Source organism: Azomonas agilis (assembly GCF_007830255.1).
In the GTDB taxonomy this organism is placed as follows: Bacteria; Pseudomonadota; Gammaproteobacteria; order Pseudomonadales; family Pseudomonadaceae; genus Azomonas; species Azomonas agilis.
Window position 1 is genome coordinate 1 of sequence record NZ_VLKG01000010.1, and the last position, 14,394, is coordinate 14,394.

Annotated in this window: 15 protein-coding genes; 7 read left to right on the plus strand and 8 right to left on the minus strand. The window is 48.7% G+C overall.

What is annotated here, in order from left to right:
• Nucleotides 1–59 precede the first annotated feature (59 nt).
• From LX59_RS12350 to LX59_RS12360, 3 genes are all read left to right on the plus strand, one after another.
• Nucleotides 60–362, plus strand: a complete 303-nt coding sequence (locus LX59_RS12350; RefSeq protein WP_144572250.1) for a hypothetical protein — start codon at nt 60–62, stop codon at nt 360–362.
• Nucleotides 363–638: 276 nt separating this feature from the next.
• The gene (locus LX59_RS12355) at nt 639–1,229 is read left to right on the plus strand and encodes a PepSY-associated TM helix domain-containing protein (protein ID WP_144572252.1); all 591 of its coding nucleotides are present in this window, start codon (nt 639–641) and stop codon (nt 1,227–1,229) included.
• A 9-nt stretch (nt 1,230–1,238) separates the two neighbouring features.
• Complete coding sequence (locus tag LX59_RS12360; protein WP_144572254.1) at nt 1,239–1,775, plus strand: DUF2271 domain-containing protein; 537 nt, start codon at nt 1,239–1,241, stop codon at nt 1,773–1,775.
• Nucleotides 1,776–1,842: 67 nt separating this feature from the next.
• Here the strand turns inward: LX59_RS12360 and LX59_RS12365 are convergent, their stop codons facing one another.
• Complete coding sequence (locus LX59_RS12365; protein WP_144572256.1) at nt 1,843–4,170, minus strand: TonB-dependent receptor; 2,328 nt, start codon at nt 4,168–4,170, stop codon at nt 1,843–1,845.
• Between the two features lie 153 nt (nt 4,171–4,323).
• On the opposite strand from LX59_RS12365, the gene LX59_RS12370 reads away from it, so the two are divergent.
• From LX59_RS12370 to tal, 3 genes are all read left to right on the plus strand, one after another.
• Complete coding sequence (locus LX59_RS12370) at nt 4,324–5,004, plus strand: Fe2+-dependent dioxygenase (RefSeq protein ID WP_144572258.1); 681 nt, start codon at nt 4,324–4,326, stop codon at nt 5,002–5,004.
• Nucleotides 5,005–5,006: 2 nt separating this feature from the next.
• On the plus strand, nt 5,007–5,765 hold the full coding sequence (locus tag LX59_RS12375) for a tetratricopeptide repeat protein (RefSeq protein WP_144572260.1): 759 nt from the start codon (nt 5,007–5,009) through the stop codon (nt 5,763–5,765).
• A gap of 109 nt (nt 5,766–5,874) precedes the next feature.
• Nucleotides 5,875–6,795 carry a transaldolase gene (tal, locus tag LX59_RS12380; RefSeq protein ID WP_144572262.1) on the plus strand — a complete coding sequence of 307 codons (921 nt, stop codon included), beginning with the start codon at nt 5,875–5,877 and terminating at the stop codon, nt 6,793–6,795.
• Here the strand turns inward: tal and rssC are convergent.
• From rssC to LX59_RS12395, 3 genes are all read right to left on the minus strand, one after another.
• The gene (gene rssC, locus LX59_RS12385) at nt 6,792–7,277 is read right to left on the minus strand and encodes an anti-sigma factor antagonist RssC (RefSeq protein ID WP_144572264.1); all 486 of its coding nucleotides are present in this window, start codon (nt 7,275–7,277) and stop codon (nt 6,792–6,794) included. The genes tal and rssC overlap by 4 nt on opposite strands.
• On the minus strand, nt 7,274–8,458 hold the full coding sequence (gene rssB, locus LX59_RS12390; RefSeq protein ID WP_144572266.1) for a two-component system response regulator RssB: 1,185 nt from the start codon (nt 8,456–8,458) through the stop codon (nt 7,274–7,276). The genes rssC and rssB overlap by 4 nt, the downstream gene beginning before the upstream one ends.
• A 208-nt stretch (nt 8,459–8,666) precedes the next feature.
• Complete coding sequence (locus tag LX59_RS12395) at nt 8,667–9,362, minus strand: MlaA family lipoprotein (RefSeq protein WP_144572440.1); 696 nt, start codon at nt 9,360–9,362, stop codon at nt 8,667–8,669.
• Between the two features lie 215 nt (nt 9,363–9,577).
• On the opposite strand from LX59_RS12395, the gene LX59_RS12400 reads away from it, so the two are divergent.
• Nucleotides 9,578–9,847 carry a DUF4404 family protein gene (locus LX59_RS12400; protein WP_144572268.1) on the plus strand — a complete coding sequence of 90 codons (270 nt, stop codon included), beginning with the start codon at nt 9,578–9,580 and terminating at the stop codon, nt 9,845–9,847.
• Nucleotides 9,848–9,865: 18 nt separating this feature from the next.
• Here LX59_RS12400 and queF read toward each other — a convergent pair whose 3' ends face one another.
• The 4 genes from queF to LX59_RS12420 form a co-directional block, all read right to left on the minus strand.
• Entirely contained in the window at nt 9,866–10,702 is an 837-nt protein-coding gene (queF, locus tag LX59_RS12405) for an NADPH-dependent 7-cyano-7-deazaguanine reductase QueF (RefSeq protein WP_144572441.1), read from the minus strand.
• Between the two features lie 47 nt (nt 10,703–10,749).
• Complete coding sequence (locus LX59_RS12410) at nt 10,750–11,529, minus strand: ABC transporter permease (RefSeq protein ID WP_144572270.1); 780 nt, start codon at nt 11,527–11,529, stop codon at nt 10,750–10,752.
• Entirely contained in the window at nt 11,526–12,455 is a 930-nt protein-coding gene (locus LX59_RS12415) for an ABC transporter ATP-binding protein (protein ID WP_144572272.1), read from the minus strand. Before LX59_RS12415 ends, LX59_RS12410 begins: the two co-directional genes overlap by 4 nt.
• Nucleotides 12,456–12,533: 78 nt before the next feature.
• Nucleotides 12,534–14,390 (minus strand): Lnb N-terminal periplasmic domain-containing protein, encoded by a 1,857-nt coding sequence (locus LX59_RS12420; RefSeq protein WP_144572274.1) that lies wholly within the window; start codon nt 14,388–14,390, stop codon nt 12,534–12,536.
• Between the last annotated feature and the right edge of the window lie 4 nt (nt 14,391–14,394).

A 14,394-nucleotide genomic window follows, 5' to 3' on the forward strand; every position in this document is an offset into this window, starting at 1 on the left:
ATCTGAGCCATGATCAAACTCTTCAGTTTAAATCTTACGAGTTTTGAGAAACTCTAAACTTGGCTCAGCAATCGCAAAAACTCATGAATTCACGAGTTACTTATGATGCTGATAATCTTTTGATTGCCAGTCTTAATCACAAGCACCCACACGAATTGCTTGGTTTAGTTGTTAAAGAGCGTTTGGCTGAGCCTTTCGTCTCAACCGAGGCCGCGCATTCTACAGCAGCCTCACATCCTGTCAAGCTTTTTTCGAATCTTTTTTCTTCGATTCAAACCGCGCTTGGGGCGGGTACCACAACTACGTTAAGTTCAGGTTACGCTAAACTGACTGAAATGACCAGGGTAGCAACTACAATCTAAACTCAAGCAGTTCTACGACTTAGCAGGATCAGACTTAAAAACCAGCTACCGAAACAGCTTAACCGGTAACCCTTTGATTTACTTCGTCTTTTCGCTGCGTTCTGCAGTAGAAGTGGGGCGCATTATAAGGACTTTAGTAAGTAGGTCAAGCATTAATTTTAACTTTTTTGAAAAAAGGGCAATTTTGGGCGAATGCTTAGTATTTTCTACCATCATCGCTAGAATATTCACCTCCCCCTCAATCCATTCATCTTCTTTAATAAGGTGAGCAACACCATGCGACTGTGGCCAAGCTCTGTACGTCAATGGCACTGGATTAGTTCTGCAATAGGACTGGCTGGACTTTTCTTTTTTGCTGTGACGGGATTGACACTTAACCATTCGGGACAACTGGAGTCTCCCGCAGAAGTACGAACCAGTGAACTACAGCTCCCCCCTCTTTTACTCCAGCAGCTACAGGCAGCAGATGAATCAGCATTACCTGATGATGTGCAGTATTGGTTAAGCCAAAATTTGGGCTTAGATCTTTCTATTAGCCCACTGGAGTTATCTGCTGAATACGCTCTGGAAGCTGCTATCTCTCCTAGAACACACACCAGCATTCAGATTGACCGAGAAACAGGCCGAGTGATTTCAGAGACGACTACTCAAGGATGGATTACTTTCTTTAATAACCTACATACAAATCGTCATGACAGCCTTGCTTGGAGCTGGTTTATTGACTTTTTTGCAGTTAGCTGCATCGTTTTTAGCGCATCAGGACTGCTGTTATTAAAGCGCCAAGCCAGTGGGCGACCCTTCACTTGGCCTGTCATGGGTCTTGGTCTGTTATTGCCGCTTATTTTAATACTCTTCTTCTTTCACTAGAGCGCTCTTATGTTCATCAGGTCTAGCATTTCAGCGATGCTCGTATGCACTGCGTTTTTATCCACTCCACTGACAGCCGCCACTATGGATGTGAGTGTGGAGCTCCCTCAGATCGAAACCCATAACTATCGCCGACCCTATGTTGCTATATGGATAGAAACCTTTAACCAAGAACAGGTTGCTCATCTGGCAGTGTGGTACAAAACCAAGGCTCCCAATAATAAAGGACTGAAATGGCTGCCAGATCTCAGTCACTGGTGGAAGCGTGGCGGTAAAGATCAGAAATTTCCCATTGACGGCGTGACCGGTGCAACCCGCGGCCCCGGTGTAGAAACCTTGCATTTTGATACCACTCAAGGCCCGCTTAAGGATTTAAAGCCTGGCAAATACTATCTGTCGCTTGAAGCAGCTCGTGAACATACAAAGCAAACAGTAGCTCGTGAGCGGGTAATGATCTCATTTACTTGGCCTCCCACTAAAGCTGAACTCTTTAATACAAAAGGCACAACGGAGATTGGGGCTGTTTCTCTGAATATAGCGCCCTAATAAGCAGTAAACCCGGTACTCAGACCGGGTTTACTGGATAGGTTATTTGCAAACCCATGTGCGTCTATTAAAACTTAATATTAGTCGCCAATAGTGCTGTCCGCCCCGGAGCTACGTGGGCATAGCCTGCGCGAATTTGATCAAAATAACGTTTGTCGGTAAGGTTTTGAATGTTGAGTTGAAAATCAAGATTTTCATTCACTTGATAAGCGGCCATTGCATCGTACCGCCAGTAACTGGACACCTCTATCGTATTAGTCGCATTACCATAACGTTGGTCCATGTAGTTAGCACCACCGCCAATAATCAAATCAGACTTTACTTTATAGGTAGTCCAAAGGCTTAGACTGTTACGCGGCGTGCTAGGCACATGATTGCCATCGTTAGCACCGTCCACATAATTGGGCGCGGCGGTCGTACCCAAGTTGACAGCACCGCCTTTTTCAATCTCGCTATCCAGATACGTGTAGTTAACAAAGGCATCCCAGTTATCCATAATGGTGCCGTTGATACCCAACTCGACCCCTTTGACTACCACTTTACCGATATTACTGGTCGCGCCTGCTTGGTCAGTAAAGCGCGCATTGTCTTTCTCGGTACGGAAGAAAGCTGCGTTGATGCCTAGACGCTTATCAAAGAACTCCCATTTGGTACCGATTTCCCAGTTATCGTTACGCTCGCGCTCCAAATCCTGGTTGGTTGCAGCCAGACCATCTGCGCCCTCACCGCTGGTCTCCCCCACTGGGTTATAGGAAACAGACTGAGCGTAGTAGATGCTACCGTTAGGTAACGGATTAAACACAATACCCGCTTGATAACTGACGAAGTTGGTGTTGTTTTCAAAGTTGAAGCGTTCAGCTTGACTGTTCACCGTGCGAACACCACGGGATTCGGTATCGAAATCGTCGTGGCGTAGGCCAAAGTTAAACGACCACTGATCGTTAAACTTGATGGTGTCAAACATAAAGGCCGCCAAGGTTTCGGTACGGGTGTCGGTATAGTTCACACCGGGCGTAACGACCCCAGTATAACCCTGATCGTAGGTCGGATTAGTTAAGGAGGTACAACGCCCCGAGCTAAGGAGACTGGATAAAGGCACAGCACTTGTGCCCGCACAGCTACCGTTGACACTGAACGCATAGGGGCGGTTATGTACGTCTTCGTAACTGGCTTCTACCCCGGCAATTAGGTTGTGCTCCCAACCGAAGGTATTGAATTTAATTTTCAGATCCGTTTGGTTGACCCAACCATCAGAGGTGGAGTCACGGCTTCTGGAACCCCGAGACACATAATCTGCGCCGTTAACTCGCGTATAGGCCGGGCTCGTTACCACATAATCAAGAGTGGTACGCACCATACGGAAGGCATTGGTCAGGGTGATATTTTCGTTAAAGTCGTGCTCAAACTTGAGATAGCCTGAGTCAGTGGTGCTGTCGCGATAATCGCTGGAGTAGCCATAGAAACGATCTCGATCACCACCGATGGGACGGGCTTTCTTGCCCGCTCCTGCACTCGCTTCGACGGGAACACCATAATCTGGCATATCATCCGTATCCAGATGATAGTAAGACATCAGCAAGCGCGTCGGAGTATCAAAGCCAATTTGCAGACTCGGAGCCACACCCCAGCGATTTACATCTACTTTGTCACGACCTGCAACATTAGCATCGTGGGACATCACATTCAGACGAAATGCCACTTGATCTGTCAGCACATAGTTGGTGTCTAACGTATAGCGACGGGTCTGATCCGTACCCCATGTATAGCTGAGGTTATTAAAGTTTTCACGCTTAGGGCTTTTGGTTGACATGTTGATAGCACCACCTGTGGAACCTGCACCCACAAAGGCAGAACCTGGCCCTTTACTGACTTCAATCTGTTCAATGTTGAAGATTTCCCGAGTTTGCGAAGCTACATCTCGCAGACCATCAACGAACTGATCACTTTCGGCACTAAAGCCACGGATGATCGGACGGTCACCGGCTGGATTCCCCCCCTCCCCCGAGCCAAAAGTAATACCTGATACAGTACGCAAAGCATCCACTAGGGTTAAAGAGCCTGTATCTTTAATCACCTGTTCGCTAATCACCGTGATCGTTTTAGGTGTTTCCCGTAAAGGCGCGGTATAGCGACGGTTTACAGACTCATCCACTTTATAACTGCCACGCTCCTGTTGCCCTGTAACAGAGACAGCTTCTAGGGCAATAGGCTCATCCCCTGAGCCTGAAGAGACTTGTTTTTCTGTTACTTCCGCTGGCTGCTTTTGAGTCCTTGGTGTGACATTCGCCTCAGATGACTGCCCTACAGCCTGCAAAGGAAGCGCTGATATAGCAACACCTATTGCTGAAGATAACATATGGTAACGGTATTGAAAGCGAGGGGATTGCGTTGACATTATAGCCAAACCTGCAAAAGGTGGATTTAAGCTTGTTTTGTTTAAGAAAAAATCTCATTTACTGTTTTAATTTTGTTACATTACAATTGTAATTGGAAGATATAATGATAAAAATTTTTACTTGTTATTCGTTGTTAATAGGGGGGCTCCCTTATGCTGTTGCACATCCCTCAGATATTTTCAGCCGCCGAGCTTGCGGAAATACGCCAAGCGTTAAACCAAGCCCACTGGATTGACGGTAAGACGACTGCCGGACATTTATCCATTCAGCTTAAAAGCAACCTACAGCTAGCAGAGGGGGATCCGCTGGCTCGCAGCATCAGCGAGGTTATGTTGCAGCGCCTATGGAAAACGCCTCAATTTATGTCTGCTGCGTTACCCAATAAGGTCTATCCCCCCATGTTCAACTGTTATACCGAAGGAGGAACCTTTGGATTTCACGTTGATAATGCCGTGCGGGATATTCCCAAAAGCATTGAGCGAGTTCGGACAGATTTATCCGCAACCCTCTTTTTTAGCGATCCCAACGAATACGAAGGAGGTGAGCTGATCATTCAGGACACTTACGGCGTACAGCCCGTTAAACTTCCGGCAGGTAGCCTCGTACTCTATCCCAGTACCAGTGTGCATCAAGTCACCCCTGTTACTAAGGGCGCTCGGTTCGCTTCATTCTTTTGGATTCAAAGCCTGATTCGCGAGGATGCTCAACGCACCCTGCTGTATGAGCTGGATTTAAGTATTCAAGCTTTAACCCAAGAACTTCCGGGAAACCCCGCTTTAGTGCAGCTTTCTAGCACCTACCATAACTTGCTACGCCGCTGGGTTGAGGTGTAAACATGGCTCAAGGTTTATACCATCAGCGTCCGGTTACGCTAGATCAATTGGAACCCGGCCAACTCCCCCCCCAACAAGCGGCCCGCCTTTTATTAGAAACGGCACGCACTGGTGAGCCTGAAGCTCAAGCACTCCTAGGGCAAATTCTGCTGGATGGATACGGCATTCAAAAAGATACTCGACTCGCCTTCCAATGGTTCTGCATCGCAGCCGCTCAGGGACATCCCATGGCGTGCAATATGGTGGGCCGCTGTTTAGAACACGGATGGGGTTGCACCGTCAATGTCGTTACAGCCGCCTCCTATTATGAACGTGCTAGCCATTTAGGTTTAGATTGGGGGATGTATAACCTAGCCAATTTGCTGGCAACTGGCCAAATTGGTCCTACTGATGAGGCTGCCGCTTTTCATTTATACCAGCAAGCCGCTGAACTGGGACATGCTAAATCCATGAACTTGGTCGGACGCTATTTAGAAGAAGGCCGGGTTGGCCCTGCCGATACTCAAGCCGCCTTCCAGTGGTATTTACGCTCGGCACAAGCAGGCGACTTTCGGGGCCAATTCAGCTTAGCGACGGTTCTGGCCAGCCAAGAACAATGGAGCCAAGCCCGCTATTGGTTGTTACAAGCGCTGCATCGAGGCCATTTAAAATTCCTACGTAAAGCCCGAGATGAGCTGGCTCAAGCCGCACCACCTGCATTGACCGATATTATTCAAGCCTACGCACAGCGTTGCCAAGCCCTAGAATCCATCTCAGCCTAAGAGACTCTAGTCTGCTGAAGACGTGACTTTGCAACACAGCTGAGTTAGCGTGCTGTAATAGTTTTAACCTGACTATTATCAGGTTCAGCCCGTTTCAAGAGCAGGTTCCATGACATCTAAACTGGATCAACTCAAGACCTTTACTACAGTAGTTGCAGACACTGGTGACTTAGATGCCATCAGCCATTTAAAACCGGTAGATGCCACCACCAATCCTTCACTGCTGCTTAAAGCGGCCCTACTTCCTCGCTATACCGAGCAACTCAACCGAGCCAAACACTTAGCTCAGACTGACCTTAATCAGGCCTGCGATCGTTTTGCAGTCGCTGTAGGTCAAGAGGTGCTTAAGCTGGTTCCAGGCGTTATCTCAACGGAAGTTGATGCTCGATTGTCCTTTCACACGCAGGCCACCTTAACGCGTGCTCAAAGGTTGGTGGATTTATATACCGCCACCGGAGTTGATCCCAAGCGAGTCCTGATCAAAATTGCGGCTACTTGGGAAGGCATACGCGCTGCCGAACAGCTTGAGCGACTGGGCATTCGCACTAATTTGACCCTAGTTTTTTCATTTGCTCAGGCTGCTGCCTGTGCTGATGCTGGAGTCTATCTGATTTCACCTTTCGTAGGACGTATTTACGACTGGTATAAAAAGCACGAAAACCGGGATTACCAAGGCAGCGAAGATCCCGGAGTATGCTCTGTGACTCGTATCTACGACTATTACAAAGCACACCAGTATTCCACTGTAGTCATGGGCGCTAGCTTTCGTAACCTCTCCCAAATTGAAGCCTTAGCAGGTTGCGACCGCTTAACTATTAGCCCTGATTTATTACAACAGTTGGCCCAAGCGCAAGGTGAGCTGAAACGACAACTCATACCGGGCCAAGCCTCTGAACCGAACATCAACTTAGATGAGCCTAAGTTTCGATGGGCCATGAATGAAGATCCAATGGCCACCGAAAAACTGGCCGAAGGCATTCGATTGTTTGCGCAGGATCAAGTTAAGCTAGAGCGCCTACTACTCAGTTAAGCCTCACGCTCTAATACGCTTACTAAATCCCGAAATGCCATCCGATTCGGCTCATTAAGGCTCATCAGAATTTGGTGAGCCTCTATCACTTTGGCCCGAATAGCCGCCTCCGAATCCTGTTGCATGGGTAGCTCGTTTAACGGTGATAAGCTACCTAAAGGCTGAGTCACAATATTAAACACCTGCTCAAATCCCATTGAGGTGACTTGGCGTGTCACATCAGGACAGGTGCTCACTAGAGTAGGTAACTGTTTTGTCTTTTGACGATGTAAGATTGACAGCTTCGCCAACAGTCCCAGCGTTGTGCTATCTAAACTACAAGCTTCTGTCAAATCCACAATAACGGATGAAAAGCTAGAAGCCATAAACATACGCTCGATAGCAGCATCCAATGCCGAACAAAAGGTCAGACGAATTTCCCCGGTAAATTTCAGGACAAAAACTCCGTTTTGCTCCGCAAACTGGATTTTTCCGGTACTCATGCAAGGTTCCTGCTTAAGACCAGTATGGCAATGTCATCAGGCATATCTTTGAGCGTTTCAAGGGCAAAATTCTGAATCAACCCTTCCAAACACCCTGAAGCCTGAACAACACGCTCCGGCAAAGCCCGCTCTTTATCCGCTAATGTTTTGTCCGGCAGAACCTCTAAGATACCGTCAGACAGCAGCGTCAAACTAAAAGATTCTGGGAGCTCCAGTTGGAAATCCGAATAAGAAGCTTCAGGAAACAAACCAACGGGTAACCCCTTCCCTTCAAGATAGCGAGCTTTACCTTCACTAAATAGCACAGGCAGAGGAAGATGCCCACCTACACTGTAGTGTAGTAGGTTGCGCTCAAGATCAATCACGCCCCCTAACATGGTGACATGCTTACCCAGATGGCAATTAATCAAACCCTGGTTGATGTAGGACAGCACCTCTGAAGGCTTAAACTCAGGTAACACCCCACGATGACGCGACTCGTACAGCAAGCGAGTAGTCATGAACTTCAGTAGCACCGTTACAAACGCAGAGGAAGCACCGTGTCCTGATACATCCGCCAAATAAAAACCTAAGCGGCGCTCGTCAATACGAAAATAATCGACAAAGTCACCGGAGAGATACAAAGAGGGAATAATACGGTGAGCAAACTGGAACGCATCTACAGCCCAAGGTGTAGGCGGAAGCATGTTCATTTGTACCTGCCGCCCAGCATCCTGATCTTCTTGTAACAACTGCAAACTGGCCTGCAAACTCTGATTGGCCGTCTCAAGCTGCTGTCGATAGCGCTGATTTTCCTGACGCAAACGGTAACGATCCAATGCCCGCTGGATGGAGTGCTCCAACATGGCTAAATCTTCGACAGGCTTGATCAAGTAATCTGCAGCACCAAGACGTAATGCCTCTACGGCATCTTTCATGATTCCTGCACCGGAGATGACAATGACGGGCAAATCAGGATGGCGCTCATGCAATTGGCGGATTAGCTCTAACCCGTCCATATGAGGCATACGCAAATCACAGATCACTAAGTCGGGACAGCAATGGTCAAAGAGCGCTAGCCCTTGAGCGCCTGTACCGGCTTGAAAGACCTTAAAGCCACTGTCTTCAAGGTAGTCCACTAAGCTTGAGCGAACCACCTCATCATCATCAATGATTAGCAGCGTGGCATGAGGATTGGACATGTTGCTACCAGATTAACCCTGAGCGATGACATGCCTCGGCGCAAGCGCCAGAGTGCCCTTTTATGGCGCAGACGGTACTCTCATACCTTAAGCGTTTCAAGTCTGTTCACTGTGCCAAAGGGTAACTCGAAAACACCCAACCCTCCAAATGTGGCTTCGAACATCAGTTGCTCATCCGAAGCCACGCTCTGATATGAGGCGTATTCGATTAAAAATCGTCTACGACTTCGCCATCTTTGATGAGGTATTCCCGATTTTGCAAATAGGCATTACGAATGAATACATAGCGATCGCCTGTAATCAGCTTCTCGGCGGCCAGCAGATTAGCTCGATCATCCACTACATCCAAGGCATACATACCGTTACGCACCCCCATATTATTCATATAGGGATAGGGGCCCATATAGGCATTTGGCACTAGACCAATGCCATCACGCACGGTACTAGGGCCAAAGAACGGCAGCATTACATAAGAACCAGAGCCAACACCCCAAACGCCTAAGGTTTGGCCAAAATCTTCGTTATTACGTTGTAGCCCCATAGGGGTGGCTACATCCATAACGCCCAACACACCAAAGGTGCTGTTAAACAACACACGGCTGGTATCTACACCAGCGTGCTGAACCTTGCCTTGTAATAGGTTGTTGGCAAGGTTTGCTACATCACCGATGTTATTGAAAAAGTTAGTAACCCCTTTTTGTACCAATTCAGGGGTAATCTTTTGGTAACCCTGTGCAACAGGTTTTAATGCATAGGTATCCAGTGTGTCATTAAAGCGGAAAATGGCACGGTTTACATTTTCCCACGGATCTTGCTCAGCAGTAGCCCATGACCAAGTAGGGCTTAGCATGGCCGCTACCGTTACAATAACGGGCCCAATTTTGCGGGTACCCAACCGTTTCATTCCAGAACTAAGCATCAAAGTAGACCCCTGTAAAACAACGCCATTGGGCGGTTGTACCGCCAATTCGAAGATGAGTATATAAACCTATTGGCTGACTCAAGCTTCAAGCAGAGCACAACCATCTCAATTTACGACAAACCGGGAAGGCTAGTTTAAGCTAGCCTCAAACTGAGCATCCATTAAAACTATTATTTTACCTTCCTAAGGAAGTCATCATGTCCACACCCGAACTGCAATCCCACCTCACAGCCCTGCGTGATCAGCTGAGCCAGAGTAACACGCTTACTGAAGCCGAGCGTGCTTCTTTAATCGCACTGGCACAGGACATTACTGATCGACTGGCTAACAATACTCCTCTCAATCAAGACTCAAACTCGCTCACCGACACCCTAAATTTGGCCGTGGAGCGCTTAGAAGTGGAACACCCAACCTTGGTTGTTACACTACGCAATATCGTACAAAGCCTAGCCAATATGGGGATCTAATCTCCACTATAGATAAGCTCACTGCCGCACCGTGCGCAGGTTCAGGATGGAGCATCCTGCATCCGTGGTGCGGTAGGGATTAATGTCCAATCCCCCGCGACGCACATAACGTGCATACACAGTTAAACGCTCAGGCTGAACCAAGCGCTGTATATCCAAAAAAATACGCTCAACACACTGCTCATGGAAATCAGCATGCCGCCTAAAACTCACGATATACGCCAATAAACTGGCGGGCTCTAAGGCTAAGCCTCGGTAATCAATAACCAAGCTGCCCCAGTCAGGCTGCCCTGTAACCGGACAATTAGAACGCAACAAATGGGTATACCAGCAAAAGTCTGCCACTAAAGCCGCTTGGGAGACACGCAGCAACTCCGGTTTTGGGGCATCGTAGTGCTCAATATTGATGTCTATATCATCAATACACTGCCCCGGCAGTGTTGCAATGCCCTCTAAACGGGCCTCATCTAAACTCTTAATACGTACAGTCACGGCCTTACCCGCTACGGCGGATAAATCTTGAATCAACACGCCAGTCAACTGAGCAACGTCAGAAAAAACACTTTGATTCAATGAGTTAAGATATAACTTGAAGGACTTAGACTCAATCATGTAAGGCGAATCGGCTGGAATCTGAAACTCAGCTACCGCCACTACGGGTTTTCCAGTAGGCAGCAGCCAAGACAGTTCGTAGCAATTCCAGACATCAGCACCAATATAGGGCAAACTTTGTGCTGACATCCCTAGCTCAGCCCATTTTAGAGCACGAGAAATAGGAAACAGCAGGCTGGGATCGTAGCGATCCACATACTCTGTCGTTTTGCCAAGCGGTGATTGCTCAGCCGAATGCTGCACACTCAATGAGCCACTCCTTCACGATGAGACACTTAAAAACCACTTTCTTAGTGCCTTATACCACGTCCTTCCTTAAGCAAGAAATAGGCCCATACATAAAGAGCTATACTGACCAAAGTCATAAAACCTATGGCTATACCGATGTGAATGTCCGATATTCCCAGCATTCCGTAGCGAAAAGCGTTGACCATGTGCAGGATAGGATTCACCAGCGACACCCCTTGCCAGAACGAAGGCAACAGGTGAATGGAGTAAAAAACGCCACCTAAATAGGTCAGAGGTGTCAAAATAAAGGTGGGTACGATGGAAATATCGTCAAAATTCCGTGCAAATACAGCATTGATAAAACCACCTAAAGAAAAAATAGCCGCCACCAGCAGTACAACCAACAACATCACACCGGGATGATGCAAGGGCCAGTCGATAAACAGGATAGATAAGCCAGATACCAAAACCGCTACACACAGTCCTCGGCAGATCCCTCCCAGCACAAAGCCGCTGATGATCACATGGGGCGAAACCGGAGACACCAAGAGCTCCTCAATAGACCGGTGGAATTTGGTGCTGAAAAAGCTGGAAACCACATTGCCATAGGCGTTGGTAATCACCGACATCATGATCAGGCCGGGTACGATGTAGGTTAGATAGGGGAAGCCATCCATTTCCCCAATACGGCTACCGATCAATTGGCCAAAAATCAAAAAGTACAGCAGCGTGGTAATGCAGGCTGGCAATAGCGTCTGAGGCCAAATGCGTACAAAGCGCCGCACTTCACGCCGGACGATGGTTTTTAGGGCCACCAGATTGGCATAGAATGCAGTTTTCATGCTTGAACCTCAGTCGGCTGTTGCTCCAATAACGAGACAAATAAGGCCTCCAAACGATTAGTCCGACTGCGCACGCCTAACACCTCAATGCCAAGCCGAGCTAACTGCGCGAATAAATCCGTTAAGCCCTGTTGCGTACCAATTTGTATTTCCAAGCTATGCTCGTCCACCAAATGCGCGGTATAGCCCGATAACACGGGCGCTTGAGTGCAGAGTTTTTTTAAATCCAAAATTAGGGTTTCAGCAGGCAGCTCTTTCAGCAAGGACTTCATGCTGGCATTTCGCACAATATGGCCGTGGTTGATGATGGCCAGATGGCGACACAGATGCTCGGCCTCTTCCAAATAGTGCGTAGTCAGAATGATGGTGGTGCCCTTGCGGTTGAGCTCGGCTAAAAAGTCCCAAGTAGAGCGCCGCAACTCAATATCAACGCCAGCAGTTGGCTCATCTAAAATCAGCAAACGAGGCTGATGCATCAAGGCCCGCGCAATCATCAGTCGGCGCTTCATGCCTCCAGACAGCATACGCGCTGCCGTATCGCGCTTATCCCACAAACCAAGCTGGATAAGGCACTCCTCAGCCCGCTCCTTGGCAATGGAGGCCTTAACCCCGTAGTAACCGGCTTGCGTCACTAGGATATCGAAGCAGTGTTCAAACACACTGAAGTTGAACTCCTGAGGAACCACGCCCAGACAGCGTTTAAGCCCCGCAGGATCGGTGTCTAAATCATGACCAAACACCTCAACCTGCCCTGCGCTTTTGTTCACTAAGGTGGAGAGGATGCCAATCAGGGTGGATTTTCCCGCACCGTTTGGCCCTAACAGGGCAAAAAAATCGCCCTCTTGAATCTGAAGATCAACGCCGGCCAGTGCCTGAAAACCATTGGCATAGACCTTGGTCAGTTGCTTGATGGATACTGCCGCCACGACTACGCCACTCCTATCATCGAACGCTTTAGGGGGCTCATTGTAGCCTTTAACGCTTGAATGTAAGGGGGCTTTCCCTCAGTAAAAATACCAACGCAAGGCTAAACCTGCCTCGGTCACAGGCTCGAACCCTTGAGTAAAGTCACGTCGGAGGGAAAACCGAATGCCTAAGTTCTTGTCCCAGTCCCACTGCTGAGTGGCCTGAAACTGCCGCCGCACAGTTCCGTTGTGAAAGTAATCGCCTGAACCTTCCAGCACAAAACCTCCTAACGTGTTATGCCACAAAAGCCCAGTATTAAACCCCAAGGCCGGTGCCAGAAAAGCGCCAAAATTTCGATTGTGCTCAAGGCGCGCAGTGACTAAGCCAAAGGTTCTCAATTGATCCGTCCAAGCTTGAGTAACTCCGCCACCGCCACTGACATGACTGACCAGCACCTCTTGCTCATGCTGATCCAAAACGCGCTCTAAACCCCCTCGTACTTGCCACGACCAAGGTTTTAACAAATCCGTGCGCGGTGTCATGGAGCGAATCCCAGCCAACTCAAGGTTCTGAAACTGCCAATGGCCGCCTTCATATTGGCGAACCGCTAACTTGGCAATTTCAATCTGGGCACCTAGGGGAAATCCAGTAAGGCGGTCGTTCAGATCATGGTAAGCCATACGCAAACCGTACTCAGCAAACGTACGGGACTCACGCTGACCCAGCGTCCCCGTTACAGAACGTGATTGATGACCGAGCTCTGGGACTTCTGGCTGAGTCACCTCCAGCGGATTCGGTGGATTATCCTGAATGCCCCGCAACAGTGCGTAACTACGTCGCGCTGTTTGGGTATCACGATCCTTGCCCGTTGCTCGATACCGCAACAAACGATAGGCCGCATCCTGTATCAAAGCGCGCCGTGCTGTGGGTTGTCTTTGAAACTCAGTATCCTCTAAGGTGCGCTCCCCTTCTGCCAGTTGCTTGGCCCAAGTACGCTCTTGCTCTGTCAACTCCGCTTCACGCACCAGCAACTCCCGCTCACGCGAAGCACGATAACGAACCTGAGTGACCAAGCCCGCCTCTTGCACCGCCTTAACCGTATCGGTAGGAATAGCAGTTAGGTGAAAGTCCTGCGTTAAACGCAGCCCTGGACGTGCCACCTCTAACAGTTCTAATACTCGGTAAGAACAGTTTTCATCAAAAAAGTAATAGTCAAAGTCAAACCGCTGCAATTCCCAGACGTGCTCCAGCATACGCACAGCTTCATCAGGGGTGATGTCCAGCGAGTACTCCCACAGATCACGGTTTTCCAACCGATTGTATTCGGCGATTTTTTCGTGGTACGGCAAAATGGCAAACTGCCCGGGATAACCACCCATCACGCCTTTCCACGCATACAGCATGCTGTTATCCGCATCATCAATAGCGGCCCCAAAATTTAGGGCATAACTTAACAATGAGGTTCCCCGATCGGCCGCTTCGGGCGGATCGACACGCAATAAGGTATGTCCAAAGATGGATGAGGGGCTATTTAAATAAGCCGCCGGAAAGACTAACACCACATGGTGCGGATTAATTTCGGCAAACCATTGCTGAAACGCAGGGCAATCTACTTTAGGTAAATCGGTTAGCTGAAGTTGTTCCCTGAGCCAGCGCGCACGGGCCGGATACACACACTGGGCATGCTGATCGGCAAGACGCACAGGAGCATATAAAGCCTTTAGAGTCGCTACTAACTCCGCTTGAGGATCTTGTAAGCCTTCTTTACTGAGAAAAAACGACTCATCCACCACATGACTACGCCAACGGCCCCAAGCATCGCGCTCGTACCTATTAAGGAGCAACCAAAATTCGTGTTGGGATAACTGAGAGCGTTTCGCCGAATCTAAGGCAGGAACAGCAGCCTGAACAGCGCCACAGCCGATCAGCGCAAACCACAGAAGGCCTCGAACCATCAAC